This is a genomic window from Haemophilus aegyptius (assembly GCF_900475885.1).
GTDB classification, from domain to species: domain Bacteria; phylum Pseudomonadota; class Gammaproteobacteria; order Enterobacterales; family Pasteurellaceae; genus Haemophilus; species Haemophilus influenzae.
Map to the genome: position 1 here is coordinate 246,826 of NZ_LS483429.1, position 21,008 is coordinate 267,833.

At 41.9% G+C, this 21,008-nt stretch carries 23 protein-coding genes, 2 pseudogenes and 1 riboswitch; of the genes and pseudogenes, 21 read left to right on the plus strand and 4 right to left on the minus strand.

What is annotated here, in order from left to right; genetic code table 11:
• Nucleotides 1-8 precede the first annotated feature (8 nt).
• The 7 genes from DQN49_RS01325 to DQN49_RS01355 are packed head-to-tail and all read left to right on the plus strand — an operon-like array spanning nucleotide 9 to nucleotide 3,612.
• The gene (locus tag DQN49_RS01325) at nucleotides 9-440 is read left to right on the plus strand and encodes a gp436 family protein (protein ID WP_006995433.1); all 432 of its coding nucleotides are present in this window, start codon (nucleotides 9-11) and stop codon (nucleotides 438-440) included.
• Complete coding sequence (locus DQN49_RS01330) at nucleotides 424-1,086, plus strand: DUF1834 family protein (RefSeq protein WP_065246955.1); 663 nt, start codon at nucleotides 424-426, stop codon at nucleotides 1,084-1,086. The genes DQN49_RS01325 and DQN49_RS01330 overlap by 17 nt, the downstream gene beginning before the upstream one ends.
• Nucleotides 1,058-1,240 (plus strand): DUF2635 domain-containing protein, encoded by a 183-nt coding sequence (locus tag DQN49_RS01335; protein WP_006995430.1) that lies wholly within the window; start codon nucleotides 1,058-1,060, stop codon nucleotides 1,238-1,240. The genes DQN49_RS01330 and DQN49_RS01335 overlap by 29 nt, the downstream gene beginning before the upstream one ends.
• Nucleotides 1,233-2,648: a phage tail sheath subtilisin-like domain-containing protein gene (locus tag DQN49_RS01340; protein WP_006995429.1), complete on the plus strand. Its 1,416-nt coding sequence runs from the start codon at nucleotides 1,233-1,235 to the stop codon at nucleotides 2,646-2,648. The genes DQN49_RS01335 and DQN49_RS01340 overlap by 8 nt, the downstream gene beginning before the upstream one ends.
• 9 nt (nucleotides 2,649-2,657) lie before the next feature.
• On the plus strand, nucleotides 2,658-3,029 hold the full coding sequence (locus DQN49_RS01345) for a hypothetical protein (protein ID WP_005642621.1): 372 nt from the start codon (nucleotides 2,658-2,660) through the stop codon (nucleotides 3,027-3,029).
• Nucleotides 3,029-3,370, plus strand: a complete 342-nt coding sequence (locus DQN49_RS01350; protein WP_006995428.1) for a hypothetical protein — start codon at nucleotides 3,029-3,031, stop codon at nucleotides 3,368-3,370. The genes DQN49_RS01345 and DQN49_RS01350 overlap by 1 nt, the downstream gene beginning before the upstream one ends.
• A gap of 14 nt (nucleotides 3,371-3,384) precedes the next feature.
• Nucleotides 3,385-3,612: a hypothetical protein gene (locus DQN49_RS01355; protein WP_111723547.1), complete on the plus strand. Its 228-nt coding sequence runs from the start codon at nucleotides 3,385-3,387 to the stop codon at nucleotides 3,610-3,612.
• Nucleotides 3,613-3,618: 6 nt separating this feature from the next.
• Here the strand turns inward: DQN49_RS01355 and DQN49_RS01360 are convergent.
• A protein-coding gene (locus tag DQN49_RS01360; protein ID WP_111723549.1) for an IS3 family transposase occupies nucleotides 3,619-4,946 on the minus strand; the annotation gives its coding sequence in 2 pieces (ribosomal slippage) (nucleotides 3,619-4,493 and nucleotides 4,493-4,946; 1,329 coding nt in all).
• A 107-nt stretch (nucleotides 4,947-5,053) separates the two neighbouring features.
• Between DQN49_RS01360 and DQN49_RS01365 the strand changes: the two genes are divergently transcribed.
• The 12 genes from DQN49_RS01365 (at nucleotide 5,054) to DQN49_RS01420 (ending at nucleotide 16,878) form a co-directional block, all read left to right on the plus strand.
• On the plus strand, nucleotides 5,054-7,333 hold the full coding sequence (locus tag DQN49_RS01365; RefSeq protein WP_006995426.1) for a phage tail tape measure protein: 2,280 nt from the start codon (nucleotides 5,054-5,056) through the stop codon (nucleotides 7,331-7,333).
• A 3-nt stretch (nucleotides 7,334-7,336) separates the two neighbouring features.
• A complete protein-coding gene (locus tag DQN49_RS01370) occupies nucleotides 7,337-8,674 on the plus strand; it encodes a DNA circularization protein (protein WP_006995425.1) in 1,338 nt (445 codons plus the stop codon).
• Nucleotides 8,664-9,788, plus strand: a complete 1,125-nt coding sequence (locus DQN49_RS01375) for a phage baseplate assembly protein (RefSeq protein WP_006995424.1) — start codon at nucleotides 8,664-8,666, stop codon at nucleotides 9,786-9,788. The genes DQN49_RS01370 and DQN49_RS01375 overlap by 11 nt, the downstream gene beginning before the upstream one ends.
• A 9-nt stretch (nucleotides 9,789-9,797) precedes the next feature.
• On the plus strand, nucleotides 9,798-10,433 hold the full coding sequence (locus tag DQN49_RS01380; RefSeq protein ID WP_006995423.1) for a phage baseplate assembly protein V: 636 nt from the start codon (nucleotides 9,798-9,800) through the stop codon (nucleotides 10,431-10,433).
• Nucleotides 10,434-10,502: 69 nt separating this feature from the next.
• On the plus strand, nucleotides 10,503-10,853 hold the full coding sequence (locus tag DQN49_RS01385) for a phage GP46 family protein (protein WP_006995422.1): 351 nt from the start codon (nucleotides 10,503-10,505) through the stop codon (nucleotides 10,851-10,853).
• Between the two features lie 14 nt (nucleotides 10,854-10,867).
• Nucleotides 10,868-11,932, plus strand: a complete 1,065-nt coding sequence (locus tag DQN49_RS01390) for a baseplate J/gp47 family protein (protein WP_006995421.1) — start codon at nucleotides 10,868-10,870, stop codon at nucleotides 11,930-11,932.
• Nucleotides 11,929-12,525: a YmfQ family protein gene (locus DQN49_RS01395; RefSeq protein WP_006995420.1), complete on the plus strand. Its 597-nt coding sequence runs from the start codon at nucleotides 11,929-11,931 to the stop codon at nucleotides 12,523-12,525. The genes DQN49_RS01390 and DQN49_RS01395 overlap by 4 nt, the downstream gene beginning before the upstream one ends.
• Nucleotides 12,526-12,528: 3 nt before the next feature.
• Nucleotides 12,529-14,556 carry a pyocin knob domain-containing protein gene (locus tag DQN49_RS01400; protein ID WP_006995419.1) on the plus strand — a complete coding sequence of 676 codons (2,028 nt, stop codon included), beginning with the start codon at nucleotides 12,529-12,531 and terminating at the stop codon, nucleotides 14,554-14,556.
• 12 nt (nucleotides 14,557-14,568) lie between these two features.
• Nucleotides 14,569-15,195: a hypothetical protein gene (locus DQN49_RS01405; protein ID WP_006995418.1), complete on the plus strand. Its 627-nt coding sequence runs from the start codon at nucleotides 14,569-14,571 to the stop codon at nucleotides 15,193-15,195.
• Nucleotides 15,188-15,676 carry a hypothetical protein gene (locus tag DQN49_RS01410; protein ID WP_006995417.1) on the plus strand — a complete coding sequence of 163 codons (489 nt, stop codon included), beginning with the start codon at nucleotides 15,188-15,190 and terminating at the stop codon, nucleotides 15,674-15,676. The genes DQN49_RS01405 and DQN49_RS01410 overlap by 8 nt, the downstream gene beginning before the upstream one ends.
• Nucleotides 15,677-15,851: 175 nt before the next feature.
• Nucleotides 15,852-15,971, plus strand: coding sequence for a Com family DNA-binding transcriptional regulator (locus DQN49_RS01415; RefSeq protein WP_005641687.1), 120 nt, complete (start codon nucleotides 15,852-15,854; stop codon nucleotides 15,969-15,971).
• Between the two features lie 61 nt (nucleotides 15,972-16,032).
• A complete protein-coding gene (locus DQN49_RS01420) occupies nucleotides 16,033-16,878 on the plus strand; it encodes a hypothetical protein (RefSeq protein WP_005688922.1) in 846 nt (281 codons plus the stop codon).
• 38 nt (nucleotides 16,879-16,916) lie between these two features.
• On the opposite strand, the gene DQN49_RS01425 is transcribed toward DQN49_RS01420, so the two are convergent.
• The 3 genes and pseudogenes from DQN49_RS01425 to ribB form a co-directional block, all read right to left on the minus strand.
• Nucleotides 16,917-17,180, minus strand: coding sequence for a hypothetical protein (locus DQN49_RS01425; protein WP_005640694.1), 264 nt, complete (start codon nucleotides 17,178-17,180; stop codon nucleotides 16,917-16,919).
• A gap of 368 nt (nucleotides 17,181-17,548) precedes the next feature.
• Nucleotides 17,549-18,028, minus strand: a pseudogene (locus tag DQN49_RS01430) (glycosyltransferase family 25 protein); the annotation flags it as partial.
• A 26-nt stretch (nucleotides 18,029-18,054) separates the two neighbouring features.
• Entirely contained in the window at nucleotides 18,055-18,702 is a 648-nt protein-coding gene (gene ribB, locus DQN49_RS01435; RefSeq protein WP_005666218.1) for a 3,4-dihydroxy-2-butanone-4-phosphate synthase, read from the minus strand.
• Nucleotides 18,703-18,790: 88 nt separating this feature from the next.
• Nucleotides 18,791-18,968, minus strand: a riboswitch (FMN riboswitch).
• Here ribB and nadR point away from each other — a divergent pair.
• Nucleotides 18,945-20,186: pseudogene (gene nadR, locus DQN49_RS01440) on the plus strand (multifunctional transcriptional regulator/nicotinamide-nucleotide adenylyltransferase/ribosylnicotinamide kinase NadR); the annotation flags it as partial. (Overlaps the previous riboswitch by 24 nt.)
• Nucleotides 20,183-20,863: a metallophosphoesterase family protein gene (locus DQN49_RS01445; protein ID WP_006995414.1), complete on the plus strand. Its 681-nt coding sequence runs from the start codon at nucleotides 20,183-20,185 to the stop codon at nucleotides 20,861-20,863. The pseudogene nadR and the gene DQN49_RS01445, both read left to right, overlap by 4 nt.
• The last annotated feature ends 145 nt before the right edge of the window (nucleotides 20,864-21,008 follow it).

Sequence of the window (21,008 nt, forward strand, 5' to 3'; positions counted from 1 at the left end):
GATGAGTGATGCATTACGCCAGTGCTGAAGATTTTGTGTTACGTGTAGGGGAAGTACAAGCCATTGAGCTGACCGACCGCGATTTGACTGGGCAAGTTAATGACAATTTGCTTGATATTGCATTGTCTGATAGCTCAAGCCAAATTGATGGTTATTTGGCAGCACGTTATACCCTCCCTCTTGTGAATGTACCACAAAACTTGGTGCGACTTTGTTGTGATTTGGCACGTTATCGTTTAGCGAGTATGTCTCATGTGACGATTACAGAAGAAATTATTACACGCTATAAATTAAGTTTAAAAGAACTTGAGGATATCAGTGTGGGTAAGATTTCGCTGGGGTTGCCACCGACAGAGAATAATGATGCCAACGAACACGACAATGGTGTGATTTTTACTAATCCGAAAAACAGGATTTTTGCGCGTGATTACTCAAATTGAAAATGCTCTTGTAGAACGCCTACAGCGTGGCTTAGGGCGTTTAGTCAATACCGTTAAAAGCTACGGTGGCGAGCTCGATGATGAAAGTCTTGGGACATCACGTTTGCCGATGTGTTTAGTCACTTTTGGGGGCGCACGTATCGAACGTATGGGCACTAATTTGAAGCGTCATCAATCCACAGCAAACTTTGTCATTATCGTGGCAGTAAATAGCTTGCGTAGCAATATTGCGGCACGACAAGGCGGAGCGGATAAACGAGAGGTGGGCGTTAATCAGTTGATTACAGCCGTACGCCGTTTGTTAGATGCGCAAACCTTAGGGCAATTAGTCAAGCCACTGAAACCGACTAGGGTGCGCACGCTCTTTAATAATGCCACTTTTAAAGGTGGGGCGATAACGGCTTATGCGATTGAGTATGACGCAGTCTATGAGGATTTAAGCCCGTTAGAAGATGGCCGTTATCCTGAAATGACACAGGATAGCAAAAATCCTGATTATCTGTTTACGCATTATCATGGCGAGCTATCGCCACCAGATCCGATGTTAGAACGTATTGGTAACAACATTTATGACCCAATAAGCGGTGCCACAGTGCCGTTTGAGGTGGAGACACAAAATGAAAGTGAAAGCAGCAATAGGCATTAAGGTGCCGATGGAACATCAGCCTTATACCTATATTGAACAAGTACCGGTAGAGGTAGAGCCGTCGATTTATTATCAACGTCGTATTAATGATGGCGATTTGATTGTAATCACAGAAACACGTTCACGCAAAGAACAGGAGAAAGACAATGGATGAAACGAATATTGATTTTGATAATATCCCGACGAGTCTTCGTAAACCGGGTGTTTATACAGAATACAACTCACGCAATGCAGTGAGTACTTTGCCAACAAATGAGCAAAATGTCTTAATTGTGGCACCGATGTTAAATGCAACAAAAGCATTTAGCGCACCGACACCGATTTATTCGGATGTAGATGCAAAAAATACATTTGGTGCTGGGTCTTGGGCTCACTTAATGGCGCGTATTGCTATCCAAAATAATGCCATGATCCGTTTAACGGTGATTGGTTTAAAAGAGAGTGATTCAGGTGTGGCGGCAACTGGCACCATTACGCTAACAGGCACAGCAAGCAATGCAGGGGTGCTTAAAGTTATCATTGGTGGTCTTGATTATGCGGTGGCAATTGCTAAATCGGAAACTGCTGCCAACATTGCCGCCCGTTTAAATGCAGTGATTAATGCGGGGGAATATTGTCCTGTCAGTACAACAGTCAATGAAGGTACTGTTACGCTTACTGCAAAATGTAAAGGCGAAATTGGCAATGAGATTAGTGTCAATGCCACATTAAGCGTAAATGATATGGCAGTGAATGTTTCTGCCTTTGCAAATGGTGCCGAAAATGCCGATTTAGCAGCGGCATTAGCATCTGTAGCTGGTCAGCACTATCACGTGATTATCTCCCCTTTTGCGGATGATAAAAATGCGAAAGCCTTGCGCGAACATTTAGAGTCGGTAGCAAGTCCTGTTGAGAAAAAACCAGGTGTTGGCGTATTAGGTTTTAATGGTACGTTGGCAAGCGGTACCACTTATACCGAGAAAATTAATGCTAACCGTATTACAGTGGGTTGGTATAAAGGGGCGGTGGAATCTAATGCCTTAATCGCTGCGGGATATGGGGCGGTTATTGCAGGCGAAGAAGACCCAGCTAAACCGTTAAATACACTTGAGATTAAAGGTTTAACCCCTGTTGATGCCACTCAAACACCGTTAAAAACCGAAGTCAATCAGGCGTTATTCCACGGTTTAACCCCTATTACAGTGGTAAATAATCGTGTGCAAATTATGCGTGCCATTACGACTTATACCAAGTCACCTGCGAATGTAGATGATCCTGCGTGGTTAGACTTAACCACAATTCGCACACTTGATTATACGCGTAAAGCGATTGAACAGCGTATTGAGTTACGTTTCCCTCGTGCGAAATTATCTAATCGCACCCCACCAAAAGTGCGGTCGGAAATCCTTGATGTGCTCTATCGTTTAGAGCAACAAGAGATTTTAGAAAATGTGGATGCGAACAAGGGTAAATTGCTTGTTGTGCGCAATGGCCAAGATCCAAATCGTTTAGATACGGCAATTCCAGCGGATGTGGTAAATGGCTTACACGTTGTCGCTAACCGAATTGATTTAATTTTATAGGGGGCGTAAATGGAAAAATATGCAGGTTCGGCTGTGCTTGAAGTGGACGGCACGGAAATTGAAATTACCGATTTAAACGTGACAAAACAAACTGGGCGTAAATTAGTCAAAACCATGAACTCTGAAGGACGTGCACGTGGTTTTGCCAAAGGCATTGCGACTTGGGAATTATCATTGACGGCAGCAATGCCAGTGGATGGTTCGGAAATTGATTGGGCGGGGATCAGTGATGCGAAAATCACGGTATATCCGCTTAATCAAGAAGATAAGCGTACGTCCTACCTTGGCTGCTTTACTACCCAAGTAGGCGAGAAATACACGGTGGATAACGAAGCCGTTATTGATATCCAGATGAATGCGCTTAAAGAGGTAAAAGAATAATGCGTTTACTTCTTGGTATCTCTTATGAAGACAAGCGTTATTTTGACTTTGACGTGCGATTACTAACCTTGGGTGGCGAATGTGCTGCCCTTGAGAAAGTCGCCGAGCTTGGTTTAGATGAGAAAGAAAACCTCACGAAAGCGGAGCAAATGCTCGTGGATTTGGCTTATTTATCTGAACAGCTTGATATTATCGGTATTGCGCAAGATAAGCTCACGCCACAGTTTTTACTGGATAACCTTGCCACGGATGATTATGTGCTGATTACGCAAGCTATCGCAGAACTGCGAAAAAAGCACATCGACGCTGGGGAAAGCCCGAGCAAAGCCGAAACCGAATAAAACAACATTACGGTGTGTTTGATGCCGAGAAGAATTACCGAAGTGCGGTTATTTTATTGGCTAAATTTGGGTTTACTGCTGAAGAAGTACGAGCAATGTGTCACGCTGAAGTTGCTGCGTGGGTGGCAAGTTGGCAATATTCGCAAGGTATTAAAACTCAGTCAGAAAAAGGCGACACGGTGCATTACAACCTTATGCGTCGTAAAACTAAGGGGGCGTATGATCTGACCCCAAAAAGTTAGACTGATTTAGTTCAAGGACTGAGTTCTGTAATTCACAGGGCTGAGTCCTTTTAGTTTCCCCTGAATGCGCTCATGGTTGTAATAATGAATATATTCATGGATCGTTTTTTCCAGTTGTTCGAACGTCTCAAATCGTTTGCCGTAATAACATTCCGTTTTTAATCGCCCAAAGAAGCTTTCCATCGCACTATTATCTAAACAATTCCCCTTCCTTGACATACTTTGTTGAATGCCATTCTCCCTGAGTATGTTTTGATAACCTATCATCTGATACTGCCAACCTTGGTCGGAATGTAAAATCGGTTTTGCGCCTTCAAGCCTTGCTACAGCTTGTTTCATCATTCGGGTAATTTGCTCAAAGTTCGGGCTTCGCGCTAAATCATAAGCAATAATTTCATTGTTAAATAAATCCTTAATTGGGGATAAATAGAGCTTGCCTTCAGCGCACTTAAATTCGGTAATGTCGGTTGCCCATTTTTCATTAGGCTGTGTTGCCGTAAAATCGCGTTGTAACAGATTATCCGCAATATGCCCGACTTCACCTTGATAAGAACGATATTTTTGTGTCTTGCATTTTCCCTTAAGCCCCAACCATTGCATAATACGTTGCACTTTTTTATGGTTAATTTTAATGGTTTCTCTTAGCTTAAACGTCACTCGGCGATAACCGTAGTTTCCGTGATTATCATGATAAATAGTGGCGATTTCTTGTGAGAGTGCTACATTTTTATCGTTTTTCGTCTTCAAGTGATAGAAGAAAACACTGCGTGCCAAGCCGATTAAATCTAATAAAATGGGCAGCGGAAAATGAATGCGTAATGCCTTTACGATAGCGGCTTTTTCTGCATTTTTTGTTGGTTGAGCTCTTGCAACTTTTTTAGGATTGCGTTCTCCGCACGTAGTCGGAGATTTTCCAATTCTAGTTCTTCCTCTCGTGTTTTCGGTTTAGGCGGCATTTTAGGGTATTGGAGTTTCATGGTTGGGCGACCTTTAGGTTTGGGGATTAAGCCGTTTATACCTTGTTTTTCAAAGGCTTTCAACCATTGGCTAACAACACCTGCATTGGCAATACCAAAATGTAAGCAAGCGGCTTCTGCAGAAAATTTCCCATTTTTAACCGCTTGTATCACGTTAAGTTTAAATTCAGGTGAGTAATTTCGCTTCTTACCCAGCACCGCTAGCCCATTGATTCCACTATGATTAAATTGGTTAATCCAACGTTCTAATGTTGTTTCGGCAAGTTGAAAATGCCTGCGGGTAAGTGAACTATTTTTACCATTTTGAAGATAAAATTCGATGACTTGTTGCTTGAAAAGAAAATTGTATTTGGTCATAAAAAATCTACACCTTAGTGAGTTGGTTGTTTAGTCCAACTTTTGGGGTGCAGATCAGTAAGCCCCTTTTTTTGTGGATTTAAAATGAGTTTAAAGAGGGTTTAAAAATGGCTGAGTTGAATTTAGCGTTGAAGCTGAAAGCGCAAGACCAAGCAAGTCGTGTGTTTCGACGAGCGCAATCGCAGATTACGCAAAGCACACGTGCTATGGCTCAAGCGCGTGAAAGGTTAGGCGTGCGAAGTGAACATAAAATCCAACAAGAAATTAATCATACCATTGCCGCTTATAACCGATTAAAACGTAGTGGCACAGCCACTAGTCGCGAATTAGCCCGTGCGGCTGAAGCGACGCGCTCAAAAATTGCTGGGCTTAATGCAGAAATGGGGAAAACCACGTGGGGGCAACGATTAGGCAATGTTGGAACTGCCATTGCTAGTGTGGGCGCAGGCATGGCGGCTGGAGCTATGGTAATGGCGCAACCCATGAAAAAGGAAATGGACTATGACCGACGCTTGGCGATGGTATCCAATACTGCCTTCTCCGACCGAGACGTAGCTGGGCGAATTGCAGGAAAGAAAGAATTACATGATGCGGTGAAAAGTGCAGTAGAAACTGGAGGAGGGACGAAAGAAGAAGCCTTGGGCGCATTGGATAAGTTATTAGCCTCCGGTACTGTGAAAGCTGAAACCGCAATGAAGTTATTGCCTACTTTACAAAAAGGTGCAGTAGCAACAGGTGCAAGTACAGAAGATTTATCGGCGATTGCAATTTCCGCTATGCAGCAATTTGGCATCAGCGAAGATCAAATTGGTGCGGTATTAGATAAGGCTGTGGCTGCTGGGCAAGCGGGTAACTTTGAACTTTCCGATATGGCACGTTGGCTTCCACAACAAATGGCGGCAGCTAAATCGGCTGGGCTTTCGGGCATGGATGGCTTTGAAGCATTATTAGTCGCAAACCAACAAGCGCGTGTTACCGCAGGGACAAGCGATGAAGCGGGGAATAACCTGGTTAATTTACTCGCCAAACTTACGTCTAAAGAGACTGCAGATCGTTTTTCTAAATTAGAAATTAAAGGCAAAGATGGCAAAACCCACGGCATTGATTTTATTAAATCAATGGAGAATGAGAAGAAACAAGGTAAAAATTCTATTGAGGCCTTTGGTTCTATTATGGATATGGTTGTAGGAGAAGATAAACGTTATCAAGCCTTAAAAGCAAAATTGAAAACAGCTAAAAAAGAAGAACAGCAATCCTTAATAGAACAAATGACAAACTTAGTAGAAGGTACGGCCATTGGGCAGATTATTTCTGACCGTCAAGCCTTAATGGCACTTCTTGGGATTCGCAACAATGTTGAACTAGGCAAGCAAGTAAAAGAAGAAGTCACGAATTCTGACGGTGCTACAGATAAGTCCCATAAAGTTGTGATATCAACTAATAGTGCAAAAGTAGAACAAGCTAAAAATGCAGTTGAATTTGCACAAATGGAAGGCATGAAAAGTTTTAATAATGCACTTGGCGATGCGGCTATAAAACTGGCTGAATATGCGAAAGCCTATCCTGATTTAACCTCTACACTGACTACAGCTGGCACTGTTATTACAGCATTAAGTACGGCTGCGATTGCGGCTAGTGGTGCATTAGCATTATTGGGCGTTAAACGAGGTGGAGTTGGGCTTAGTGATGTAGCAGATGTTGCTGGCAATCTAGGGAAAGGGAAAAACGGTTTAAAAATTAAAGGGGGCGGTAAGTTAGGCAGTATTCTTAGTGCAGGGGCACTTTTTACCAGTGGTTTAATGATTGCTGGAGAACAACGTACAACGGAAGAAGCGAAGGTTGAAGAAAAAGCCGAAGCCAAAACTGTGCAAGAAAAGCAGTTAGAAAACCAATTTTATGCCAATGCTTACGGTGGCAATAAACCGACCACAACCCATTACGCACCGCAAGGTTTCGGTTATAACAAAAACTCAGTCTGGAGGACGGCTTCTCGCTCGGGCGAAGTGGCTGAAATTGCACGTAAAGATGAAGTTGCCGCTTTACGCCTTGAGCGAGGCACACTCACGCAAGCTCAATATGATGAGCGCACGCGCCAAAGTGCGGTGAAAATTGCGGACATTCGCAATCAGGGGAAAGGCTATTCAGGCTTAGCTGTAGCGGCTAATGACACCGACTCCGCTTTAAGTCTCACACTGGGAGATTTATCTAGCTTGGCTAACTATCAAGCTGATTTTCAGCATTTTGGGCAAACCATTAGCGACGGATTAAAAACCGCCATTGAAAGCCAAAATTTCACGATTCAAAACGAAATCAAGGTGGATTTAGACGGACGGATTGTGGCTGAACAAACGTCTCAGTATCAATATCAAGACTTAAAACGGGGGTAAAAGATGGCTGGTTGGACAATGCCTGTGCAACGTGCGAGTTTTCGTGGCGTGCGTTTTGATGTGCTTTCGGTGGATGATGATGTCTATCGCTCGACCATTGAGCATGCTTATCCTTTCGTCAATGGTGCAGACGTGGAAGATTTGGGGTTAAATCCATTAACCGTGCGTATGCAAGCCGTATTTTATGGACCAGGTTATTACACGGACTTTAAGAAGTTTTTAAGCGTGTTACAAAAATCAGGTGCGGCAACATTAGTGCATCCGATTCGTGGGCGTTTGCAAAATATGATTTGCACCGGGGCGAGTTTTCACCACGAAGCGGAGATGATTGATTATGTGGCGTTAGATTTGACTTTTATCGAATCTACGCCAGCTAAACCGATTTTTGTATTCCAGTTTTCATTGCTGGCAAAAATTGATGAACTGTTATCAGAACTGGAAGATTTTATTGATGATGTGATGGAGTTGTATGCTCAAGTCATGGAATCTGTAGCTTTTGTGATGAATGTCGCTTCTCGTTTGATGGGTATATGGGGAACATTAGTTGGTTGCTTTGAGCAAATTCGTAGTTTATTTGGGTTTGATAAAACTAAATATCATGTGTCTTCCGTGGTGTCAAAAGATAACTTTAAAGCAAAATCTAGCCGTGCTGTGCGTGATTTGGTGACAATGATTGATTCGGGGTTGCGCCAAATTGCTGCGCGCAAGGACTTAACCCTGCGTGCAAAATTTGATGAGGTACTCCGCACAATACGTCAAATTAAGCATATTCCTGCAGATTTGGTAAGCGGTAAGAATATTAAATCTGCCAAAGAACAAGCAGCATTGAAATCATTAACGACCTCTTTTAGTAAGGATGATACTGAATCTGTGCATTTAATGATGCAGTTAGCCTCTAGTGTTGCTTTGTTGCGTATTGCCACTGAATTGGTAGAGGAGGATGATTTATTGCCACAGGATATTGATTACATCACGACTCAAGTGCGGTCACAAATTATGGATAATTTACAATTGTTACGCAAACAAGCAGACGATGAACATCGTGGGGAAAATATCACGGTATTAAGCACACCTAATACGAGTTTTTATACGGCTGCGCACAATACGGCAGAGCAATTACGCAATAAAGCGCATAAGTTTACTCAACTTGCCCTTGCGGCAATTAATCGTAAACCGCCTTTAATGGTGCGTGAGGTACCATTTAGCGGTACTGTGCAACAGATTGCACATGCATTTTATCAGGATTACAAACGTGCAGATGAATTATTAAGATTGAATCCGCAGATCCGTTATCCGAATTTTGTTGAGCGTGGGGAGTGGTTAAACAGCTATGTCAAATAATTACCCTTATGAAAATGATGTTACGTTGGAAGTGGACGGTAAAGCCCACAATAGCTGGAAGAGTTATGATATTGATAGTGACTTTTTAATCCCTGCCGATGCCTTTAAATTTGATTTGGGCGTGCCTTCAAATAGCACAGTTTTACCTGATTTTTCGGGAGCAGAAGTGAAAGTGCGTATTAATGGCGAGCTGGTAATGACAGGCATCGTGGATACGACACAGCATACTATTAGTAAAACTAACCGCACTTATAGCCTCAATGGGCGCGACCGTGCGAGTATCCTTGTGGATTGCTCTGCCCCAATCACCAATGTAAAAGGCTTGACCATGTTGGATGCGGTGAAAAAGATTGTCGAACCGCTTGGCATTAAAAAAGTGGCATTGCGTGCGGAAAATAATCCAACATTAGATAAAGTCGATATTGACGTAGGCGAAACAGCTTGGAATGCGGCAATGCGTTGTGCGAACTCGGCAGGCTTGCACTTGTGGTTTGAGCCAAATGGAGAGCTAATTGTGGGCGGTGCGGATTACAGCACACCACCTGTGGCGACCTTGTGTTGCATGAAAGACGGCAAACGAAACAACTTTGAGCAGGCGGATTTAACGTTTGATGTGTCGAATCGGTTTAGCGAAGTAACATTTTTGGCACAAAGCCACGGCAAGCAAGGACAAGATAACAAAAACGATCTGAAATGGGTTTATCACGATCCTGAAATGACTACCTACAAGCCGAAAACTGTGGTGGTATCTGATGTGGATAACTTGGAAGCCTTGCAAAAATGGGCGAAAAAATACATTGCGGACAGTATGCTAGAAGGTTTTACCCTTACTATCGTTGTACCCGATCACAAAATGCAAGACGGTACATTATGGCAACCAGGGCAACGTGTGCATGTAATTTGCGAGGAATATGCTATTGATGCCATTTTCTTTTTAATGGGGCGACGTTTTATGCTGAGCCGAAACGCTGGCACACAAACGGAACTACGCTTTAAACAAGATGGCATTTGGACACCGGACGCTTACAACGCAAAAGCAGAAAAAGCACGTAAGCGTAAGGGTAAAAAATTAATGGCTACTAACGGACATGGCAGCTGGGTGGCTGCGAATTAAGGGGACAAAATGAGACGATTAAGCAAAGTCATTCAACAAAAGGCGCAAGGTGCGGCAGAGGAAATCCGTCAAGCCTTTCGAGGTGTGCTGCACTTAGTAAAAAGTGCGGACAATATTCAAAAAGTGCAAGCTTCAGGGCTTGCGGATGAAACCTTACAAGATGTAGAGTTGATGCAGCAGTTTGGCTTTACTTCTGTGCCTCCAGCAAATACGCAAGCAGTGATTTTACCCATTGGCGGACAAACTACCCACGGTATTGTGATTGCAACCGAGAACGGTTCTTTCCGCGTGAAAAATCTGCAAGGTGGCGAAGTGGCCGTTTATGATGAAAGTGGCTCTAGCATTGTATTAAAAAAGGGGCGGTTAATTGAGATTGATTGTGATGTATTAAAGATTAACGCTGCAACAAAAGTGGATATATCAAGTCCACTGGTTGAAACCGATCAGGTCTTTACTGCCCAAGGGCAAATCAATGGTAATGGTGGTATGGCTGTGCAAGGTGGCAGTGGTGCGAGCTTTACTGGTAATGTAGAACAACGTGGCGGTAGCTTTACGACTGACGGCGATGTGGAAGCTGGTACAATTTCGTTAAGGAACCACAAACATACTGGCGATAGCGGAGGAAAAACCAGTAAACCTGAATAATCTAACCTTAAAGGAGATGCTGAAACCCTGCATCTCCTTTCTTTTTACCTCTTATCTTATCCTGTCAATATGGACAGAGAGATCAGCCCGTTTACCGGGGACTATACAAGTAAACAAATCAGTACGCTTGCCAATGCAGCGTATATCAGATTGACCACACCATTAGGCACTTGGTGGGCAGATGGGCGTGTAGGCTCTCTGCTCCATCTTATTCCGTGCGAAAAAGATGTGTCGCGCATAGGTTTAATTGCACAACAATATGCCGAAGAAGCCTTGCAACCCTTGATTGATGATGGACGTGTGGACGAAATTATTGTCAATCATACCCAACCACATAACGGTGTATTGATTTTAGATATATCCATCCGAGATAACCGGGGCGAAACCTATCATTTTAAACACCCGGTAAAAGTCATTTAAAAAGGGTTTAAACCATGTTTATTGTGCCGAGTTTAGAAGATATTCGTCAAGCGATTTTGCGCGATGTGCAGTCATTAGAACCGAGTGCTGATGTGAGCATAGATAGTGACTATTATGCACGTGCCAGTAGCCTTGCTGCCGTAGCGGAAGGTATTTATGCCCATCAAAAATGGATTATTAAACAATTCTTCCCGGATACTGCCGACACGGATTTTCTTGAAAAACATGCGGGTTTGCGTGGTATTCGCCGTCGTAATGCGACTTATGCCAGTGGGCGCGGTGCAACTGTAACTGGTACCCCTGATGCAGTACTTAAAGCGGGATTACAAATTAAAACAGACGATAACCGATTTTATGAAACCACCGAAAGTGCGGTGATTTCTGTAAGCGGTTCTGCCGTTGTTGCCGTGCGAAGTCTTGCGACGGGTGCTAGCCAAAATATTAAAACTGCGACAAAAGCAAACTTTATGGCGGCACCTTTAGGCGTGCAATCCGATGTGGTGCTAAATGATGTAATTGGTGCAACGGATTCAGAAAGCGATGCGTCTTTGCTCGAACGTTTGCTTGAGATTATTCGCCGACCACCTGCTGGGGGTAATCGTTATGACTATCGTACATGGGCGTTATCGGTGGATGGCGTGGATGCGGCTTATGTTTACCCGTTGCGTCGTGGACTTGGTACGGTAGATATTGCGATCACATCAAATAACGATGTGCCAAGCGATGAAACAATACGTCGCTGCCAAGAATATATTGACGATGTGCGTCCAGTAACCGCTCGTGAAAGCAAAGTCGTGAAACCTGATGTAACAAAAGTCAATTTTAATATTCAGGTAAAAATCAGTGGCGTGACCTTACCCGAAATTAAGGCAGCGATTTCTACCGCACTTGCGGATTATTTTAATACGCTAATCCCAGGCGATGATTTGATTGTGTCGCAATGTGAAGCGGTAGTAAATAACTTGGTCGGTGTGGTTGATCGTAAGTTTACGGCACCTATCACTAATCTAAAAGCGGATGTGCGTACAAAAATTGAGTGGTTTCGGTTAGGTCAAATCACCGTTACGGAGATGGCATGATGCAAACTGACCACAAAAAGGTGTTAGCAAAACTTTATCCGCCTGTTTCATACGACGTAAATGGAGAGCGTTTTTTAGCACAGTGTGAGGTGGATGGTAATGCCTTTGACCGATTACAAAAAAGTGCGGTGGATTTATTGCAAATTATTGAACCCTCCACCTCCAATACGATGTTGTCTGATTGGGAACGTTTATGCGACATAAAAACAGATTATAGCAATAACTATCAAGCACGAGTAAAACGTGTCATTGCCAAGTTAAATGCGATTGGGGGCTTATCCATTCCCTATTTTAAACGGATTGCGGAAAGTATTGGATATCACATCGAAATTAAAGAGTTTTCTCCCCTTGCGAATGATTTACCAATGACGGGAGATTTGGTTCAATTTCGCAACGAAGAGCGTGATAACTTGATTTTTATGTGGCGAGTATCGGTGGTTAATGGGGATGACAATATTGTGTATTTTCGCGCAGGTAGTTCCTTTGCAGGTAATCATTTAGTGGAATTTGGCGACCCAATTATTGAGGAGTTCTTCCGAGATTTAAAACCTGCACATACTTACTGTTATTTTGCTTATCAAACAGGATCTTAATATATGAAAAGTTTAATGCCTCAAATTGATTCCAATGATGGACTTTTTCACAATGGTAATCCAGCAACAGGCGAACAAGGCACGCGAGTAACCGATACGTGGCTTAATAATTTGCAAGACCGAGTACGCGATGTACAAGCGGAAGCGCATTATGTGTTGCAAAAAGCGGGATTTACCCCGAAGGCAGAAACACAAACGCAGTTATATCAAGCGATTGTGAAGATTATTGATGATAACCGAAAGACGGCAAGTTTAACTCAAAAAGGCGAAGTTCAGCTTAGTTCGTCTACTAACAGCAACAGCGAAACCAAAGCGGCAACCTCAAAAGCGGTTAAAACCGCCTATGACAAAGCAGTAGACGCCAAAACTACCGCAGATGGAAAGGTTGGTTTAAATGGTAACGAAAGCATTAATGGCGAGAAAACCTTTGAAAATCGTATTGTGGCAAAAAGAAACATCCGTATTTCAGACAACCCGCATTATGCTTCATACGGAGACCATTTAAATATCGGAGCAAACAATGGCGATTGCTGGTTCGAATATAAATCAAGCAACCGAGAGATTGGCACACTTCGTATGCACGCTAACGGCGATTTTACCTACAAACGTAATAAAATCTACCACGAGGGGGCAAAACCGCAATTTAATACGGATATTGAAGACAAGCCTGATACACTTGCAGGCTATGGTATTGGGAATTTCAAAGTAGAACAAGGGCAAGGCGATGCCAATGGCTATAAAACCGATGGCAATTATTACTTAGCAAGCGGTCAAAATCTTCCTGAAAATGGGGAATGGCATATTGAAGTAGTTAGCGGTGGAGCAACAAATGCGGTGCGTCAAATTGCACGTAAAGCGAATGACAACAAAATCAAAACACGCTTTTTTAATGGTTCAAATTGGTCAGAATGGAAAGATGCAGGCGGCGACGGCGTGCCTATTGGTGCCGTCGTGTCATTTCCCCGTGCGGTAACCAATCCCGTTGGTTTTTTACGTGCTGATGGTTCAACATTCAGCCAACAAACCTTTCCCGATTTATACCGCACTTTGGGCAACAGCAACATACTCCCAGATTTAACCCGTAGCGATGTGGGCATGACGGCTTATTTTGCCGTGGATAATATCCCTGCAGGCTGGATTGCCTTTGACGAGATTGCCACCCAAGTTACCGAACAACGTTACCCCGAATTATATCGTCACTTAGTTGGTAAATATGGCTCCATTGAACGCGTGCCCAAAGTAGCAGATAGATTTTTGCGTAATGCGGGGAATGGCTTGTCTGTGGGGCAAATACAAGAGGATGAGTTAAAACGACATGTGCATAGAGTACCGATAGACTACGATTCTTGGTTTAATCACTCAAGTCAAGGACGGAATAATTCGTATTTTGATTATACAACATTTGCTCAGTCTTCAGATTTGTGGAGCACCCTTGGTTATGACAATGCAGATGGAGATAATGGCTTTGTGTCCCCAAAAGACACCTCTCAAATGGCAACAGGTGGCGATGAAACTCGCCCTAAATCACTCATCCTCAAATTATGCATCAAAGCCCTTAATAGTTTTGATAATGTGGTCTTTTGGATTAAATCCCACGGCGAGGTAACTAATACTGGTGCACTTGATGCAGGGCGATTAGCACAAGGATTACAAGATAAAGCAGACCGTAATCATACCCATACCGTGAGCCAGATTACGGATTTTAATCAGTCTGTAAGAGAAATCGTTACACAATCCATTACCCAAGGATTTAGTCAAAATCTAGCCGAAACAGGATGGTGTAAATTGCCAAATGGGATGATTTTACAATGGGGGAAATTTAACAAAGGACATGGCTTTGTATCCAACGAACAACGCCTTGTTACATTCCCAATCACTTTTCCTAATAAGGTACTTTTTGTTGGGCTTACAGAATTTACGAATGTGTGGTCGTATAGCACAACAGTAGAAAATCGACAACGCATGACAAATAGTGGGTTCTATGTAATTAGCCAACGCAATGACAGTATGTATTTTGCATTAGGATTTTAACGGAGAAAGCTTATGTATTACTACGATAAAAAAACAAATGGGTTCTTAGTACAAGGTGTAAATTTAATTCCTGAGGGTGCTATTAATATTACTGATGAGTATTATCAGCAATTGTTAAGCGGACAATCTCAAGGCAAGCAAATCATTGTAGATAAAGCGGGCAATCCTATCTTAATTGACCAGCAACCTAGCGCAGCACACCAGTTAAATCTTGACACACTCACGTGGGAAATTTCAGCTGAAAAACAAACCGCACTTTTAGCCGAAACCCAAACTCGCCTTGTTGCCAACATCGATAAGCACGCGGCAAAAATTTACAGCACTTGGACGAGGTTTGAATCTGAGTACCGTGAACGCCAAGCTGCTGCAGAAGCCTTTAAAGCAGCAAATTATGAGGGCGAGTGCAGTCGATATATCTCAGACTTTGCGCAACGAGCAAGACTGGATAACAAGACCGCCACAAACCTGATTTTGACACAAGCGGCAGGACTCGAAAAACTGCAGGTTGAATTAGCTAATCAACGTATGCGCAAATATGAACTTAAAGCCCCTAATCTCACGCTTGAGCAACTGCAATCAATCCATGATGACATTATCAAGCAGATGGATAACTTGATGGAGGAATATCAAAATGGCTAAGGTCTATTTGGCGATGTACAAACACAAACGAGACTGGGGCAAAGAACCAGTCAAAGCGATAGCCGACCGCATTACTCGATTTTGCACAAAGGGCAAATACTCGCACTGCGAGATTGCCATTGAGCGTATTGAGTTTGGCAATGGGCATCATTATGAGCATGCGACAGTATATGACTGCTACTCCTCATCAGTACAAGATGGCGGCGTACGTTGCAAACAGATTGATGTGTCCGATAACACCAAATGGGATTTAATCCCACTTGACGGTGTGACTGAAGAACAAATCAAAGCCTATTTTGACCGCACTTCAGGCAAGAAATATGACTGGTGGGGTGCGCTAGGAATCGTACTTGGAATCAAACAAAAACGCTCAAAATATTTTTGCAGTGAGTGGTGCTTTAATGCGATTTGCGGTAGCGAGAGAGGTTGGCGATTTAGCCCAAATCAACTAGCGGCTATATTTAATAAAGAGAAAAGTTAAAAGGAGCGTTTACCCTGCACAAAGTTTAATTCAATAAAGAAAAGACGGCGATAACAACGGCACTGGGAATGCTCGTTGTTACCAGCTACGCAGAACGAGCCTGCATATAGCCATACGCCGCCTACCTTGCGCAAGGCGGGCGGATTGTAACAAATCTTTTGATTAGGAGAAATATATGCAGTCAATTAAAGCAATCCGTTGCACATTTTGTAACAAATTATTGGCAAAAGTGGGGATAGTTGGTTATTTAGAAATCAAATGCCCTCGTTGCAAAACCGTTAATACTACACGTTAATTTGATTTGAGTGTCAGAATGCCTTGAGCATCGGAACGCCATAGAATAGAAAGGAAAAACTATGGCAAATCAAAATACTTTTAAACAAGCTCCGTTGCCGTTTATAGGACAAAAACGAATGTTTCTTAAACATTTTGAAACAGTTTTAAATGAGAATATTAAAGGTGATGGCGAAGGCTGGATAATTATTGATACATTTGGCGGAAGCGGTTTATTAAGCCACACCGCCAAACGGTTAAAACCGAAAGCCCGCGTCATTTACAATGATTTTGATGGCTATGCGGAGCGATTGGCACACATTGATGATATTAACCGGTTGCGAGCCGAGCTTTACTCTGTAGTTGGTAACGCTACGTCAAAAAATAAACGTATGACGAAGGATTGTAAAGCAGAATGCATCAGAATTATTCAAAACTTCAAAGGATATAAAGATCTAAATTGCTTAGCGAGTTGGTTATTGTTCAGTGGGCAACAAGTGGCAACGCTTGATGACTTATTCCAACATAATTTCTGGCATTGTATTCGTCAGTCTGATTATCCAAAGGCTGATGGCTATTTGGACGGCGTAGAGATTGTGAAAGAATCATTCCACACGCTTTTGCCTAAGTTTAGCAATGATCCGAAAGCGTTGTTTGTATTAGATCCGCCTTACCTTTGCACCAAGCAGGAAAGCTACAAACAAGCCACCTATTTTGATTTGATTGATTTCTTGCGACTGGTCAATATTACGCGACCACCGTATGTGTTCTTTAGCTCGACGAAGTCGGAGTTTATTCGCTTTGTGAATTATATGCTGGAAGATAAGGTGGATAATTGGCAGGCGTTTGAAAACGCCAAACGGATTACGGTCAATGCCAAGCTGAACTACCAAGTGGCGTACGAGGACAATTTAGTCTATAAATTTTAGCTATGAAAAAGGCTTCGGGTGATCACGAAGCCTTTGTTTTAGTCTTCTAATTCGGAAAGCAAGCAATAAAACGGTGGGGCGAAAGGGGCAAGTGTGGACGTAAATCTGACTACACAATCTTTATGCCCGTCTTCCACAAACCGCACATCTAAAAACGCCGTGTTATACACAAAGGTTTGCCCGCGTCCGTTAGGTAGTGAATATTGCGAACCGTCCGCAATAAAACCGTCGTGTTCTTTCACGGCAACAAGGGCTAATTCCATCATCATTTCTTGCTCGGTTCTCATTCTAAAGTTTGTCATTTTGTGGTTTCCTGTGCTTGTTTAAGTTGGTCACAGGATTACTCTCTTCGGCAGGCATAGCAAGTCATCATTGCGGCAAAACGACTGACTGCGGTCGAATTAGACTGGGGAGGTATGGACGGCTAAATAAGTGCAGATATGTAATGCCATTTCACTAAATGAAAAAACAAGAAAAGGAAATTATCTTGCTTTTTTAGGAACGGTTATGTTGTGTGGGTTTATCTAAAGTGTAAAATTTAAACGCCCTTTAATGATGATTTAAAGGGCGTTTTTTGTCTAGGTTTAATCTGTGATTTATTTTGCATAATACTAAAACGCTTATGCAAAATAAATCCCAACTTTATGCAAAAAGTTTTGCGAACTTATATATTACATTTTATTTGCTCACACTTTCCATAAATTATTTTTCCATGAGCTTCTAACTTCAATATATCAGTATCTTCAGGTATATAATCAATATTCAACAATTCTTTTGCATTTTCTCCCAAATAAATATCGTCTTCAAAAATATTAATATAATCTAAATTATTTTCTAAAACGAAATTCCATAAAACAATATGGCTTAATGCACAGGCTATCTCAGCATCACACAAAGTTGCTTTTGATGAACGATCAAAGGTGATATTAAATTTTTTAGCGGTTTCTTCAATAATGTCGGGCGTAATAGCATCAAAAAATTCGAAAGGAATATTCTGCTTACCGAATTCTTCGGTAATGTGTTTTCGGCGTTTTTGTTCAGTAGTTAAACTGATAACATAATTGTGCTGAGCTGCATTATGCATAATAAGTAACCCAAATAAATAAAAAGTTGGAACAGTATAATATAAAAAGTGCGGTAAAAAAATCATAGAAATTTTCACCGCACTTTTGCATTTTAAATATTATGTGCTAAACGATATTCAACTAAATCTTCAATGGTTAGCACGGAATAACCAAATTTTTTCGCAAATTCTACAATCTCAGGGGTGCGAGCCATTGTGCCGTCGTCATTCGTGATTTCACAAATAACGCCTGCTTCTTTAAATCCTGCCAGACGCGCTAAATCAACGGAAGCTTCAGTATGTCCACGGCGGGTAAGTACGCCACCATTTGCTGCACGAAGTGGGAAAACATGACCAGGACGATGTAAATCTGTCGGAACAGCATTATCCGCAATCGCAGTTTGAATGGTTGTGACTCGGTCTGCGGCAGATACGCCAGTAGAAACACCTTTTGCGGCTTCAATCGTTACAGTAAAAGCCGTTTTGTTTACGCTATTATTGTGTTCTACCATTGGCGGTAAATTGAGTTGTTGGCAACGTTCATCAGTAATGCATAAACAAACAATGCCACTGCCATAACGAATTAATTTTGCCATTTGTTCTGGCGTGATTGTTTCAGCTGGGAAAATTAAATCGCCTTCATTTTCACGATCTTCATCATCTAAAACTAATACGCCAGTTCCATTTTTAAAGGCATTAATTGCATTAAGTACGCGTTCTTCAGCGGTGTTGCCGAATGGAGATAAAATTGACTGATTCATAGTAATTTCCTAATTTGAGATTTCAATTAAATACCAGAATCAGGGCTGAGAAATGCAAATAAAATGAACGATTTGGGAACCCAACTCGTTTTATTCTCTTTCATCCAGACTTTACTGTCGGCTTTGGAATTTCACCAAATCTGCTGACTTTAAAAGTGAAAATCAGGACAATTTAGCAAGAAAAATTTGCCAAAAATTGACCGCACTTTTAAACGCTCGTGGGCTTTACCACCGGTAGGGAATTTCACCCTGCCCTGAGAATGCGAGCTAAGTATAACGCAAAATACCTAGGCACTAAATCAGAACGTGAAAAATATTTTCATTTAGCCTACAATAAACACACTCAATTCTTACGCTATCAAGAGCAGATTATGTCAAAAACAAAAGAGAAGAAAGTCGGTGTCATTTTCGGGAAATTTTATCCTGTACACACAGGTCATATAAATATGATTTATGAAGCGTTCAGTAAAGTCGATGAACTGCACGTTATCGTGTGTAGTGATACGGTGCGAGATTTGAAATTATTTTACGATAGTAAAATGAAACGCATGCCAACCGTTCAGGATCGCTTGCGTTGGATGCAGCAAATTTTCAAATATCAAAAAAATCAGATTTTTATTCATCATTTGATTGAAGACGGTATTCCAAGTTATCCAAACGGCTGGCAATCTTGGAGTGAAGCGGTTAAAACCCTATTTCATGAAAAACATTTTGAACCTTCAATCGTATTTAGTAGCGAACCTCAAGACAAAGCACCTTACGAGAAATACTTAGGTTTAGAAGTATCGTTAGTCGATCCCGACCGCACTTTCTTTAATGTGTCCGCCACCAAAATTCGCACCACACCATTCCAATATTGGAAATTTATTCCGAAAGAAGTTCGTCCTTTCTTTGCCAAAACTGTGGCAATTTTAGGCGGAGAAAGTAGTGGTAAAAGCGTGCTAGTTAATAAGTTAGCCGCCGTATTTAACACAACTTCCGCTTGGGAATATGGACGTGAATTTGTATTTGAAAAATTAGGTGGCGACGAGCAAGCGATGCAATATTCTGACTATCCGCAAATGGCACTTGGTCATCAACGATACATTGATTATGCTGTGCGCCATGCACATAAAATTGCATTTATAGATACGGATTTCATCACCACGCAAGCGTTCTGCATTCAATATGAAGGAAAAGCCCATCCATTTTTAGATTCGATGATTAAAGAATATCCCTTCGATGTCACCATTTTGCTTAAAAATAATACTGAATGGGTGGATGATGGCTTGCGCAGTTTAGGTTCACAAAAGCAGCGCCAACAATTTCAACAACTACTCAAAAAACTGTTAGATAAATATAAAGTTCCTTATATAGAGATTGAATCGCCAAGTTATCTTGATCGCTATAACCAAGTTAAAGCAGTCATTGAGAAAGTGTTAAATGAAGAAGAAATCAGTGAATTGCAAAATAGTCCATTTGTTATAAAAGGAAAACATCAATGATCTTATTTGCCGGTGATCCACACGGAAGCTACGATCATATTTACCCTTTTGTGAGCGAACAGGAGAATGTCGCACTCATAATTTTAGGCGATTTACAGCTCACGACAGCAGATGAGTTGGATAAACTTGCGCAACATTGTGATATTTGGTTTATTCATGGAAATCATGATAGCAAAACCATTAGTGCTTTTAATGCAATTTGGGGTTCTAAGTGGCAATCACGCAATTTACACAATCGCGTAGTTGATATTCAAGGAACTCGCATTGCGGGATTAGGAGGTGTATTCCGTGGGCAAATTTGGATGCCACCAAATCGCCCCATGTTTTTTGATCCTATTCATTATTGCCAATATAGCCCACAGGAGAAGATTTGGCGAGGCGGTGTGCCTTTGCGTCATCGCACGTCAATTTTTCCATCAGATATTGAAATCTTAGAAAACCAACAAGCAGATGTGTTGATTTGTCACGAAGCCCCTAAACCACATCCGATGGGTTTCCAAGTAATTAATGATTTGGCAATGAAGATGGGGGTTAAGCTAGTATTCCACGGACATCATCACGAAAACTTTACTTATCGAACAAAGTATCCCTACAAAATCACGAATGTAGGTTTCCGCAGTCTTGCTGATGCAGAGGGAAATTATTTGCTGCAAACCATCGATGATCGTGAAAAATAAATCTATTCCAAAATAAAAGCCGATTCATTTTTCTTCTTTAAGTTAAACGCAAGCGACTTAGGTCGCTTGCTAACATCAAAAATAAGAAGGCTCTCGCTCATTGATACGCCATTTTGAATTTTGATGCCTAGTTATAGTTACAAGA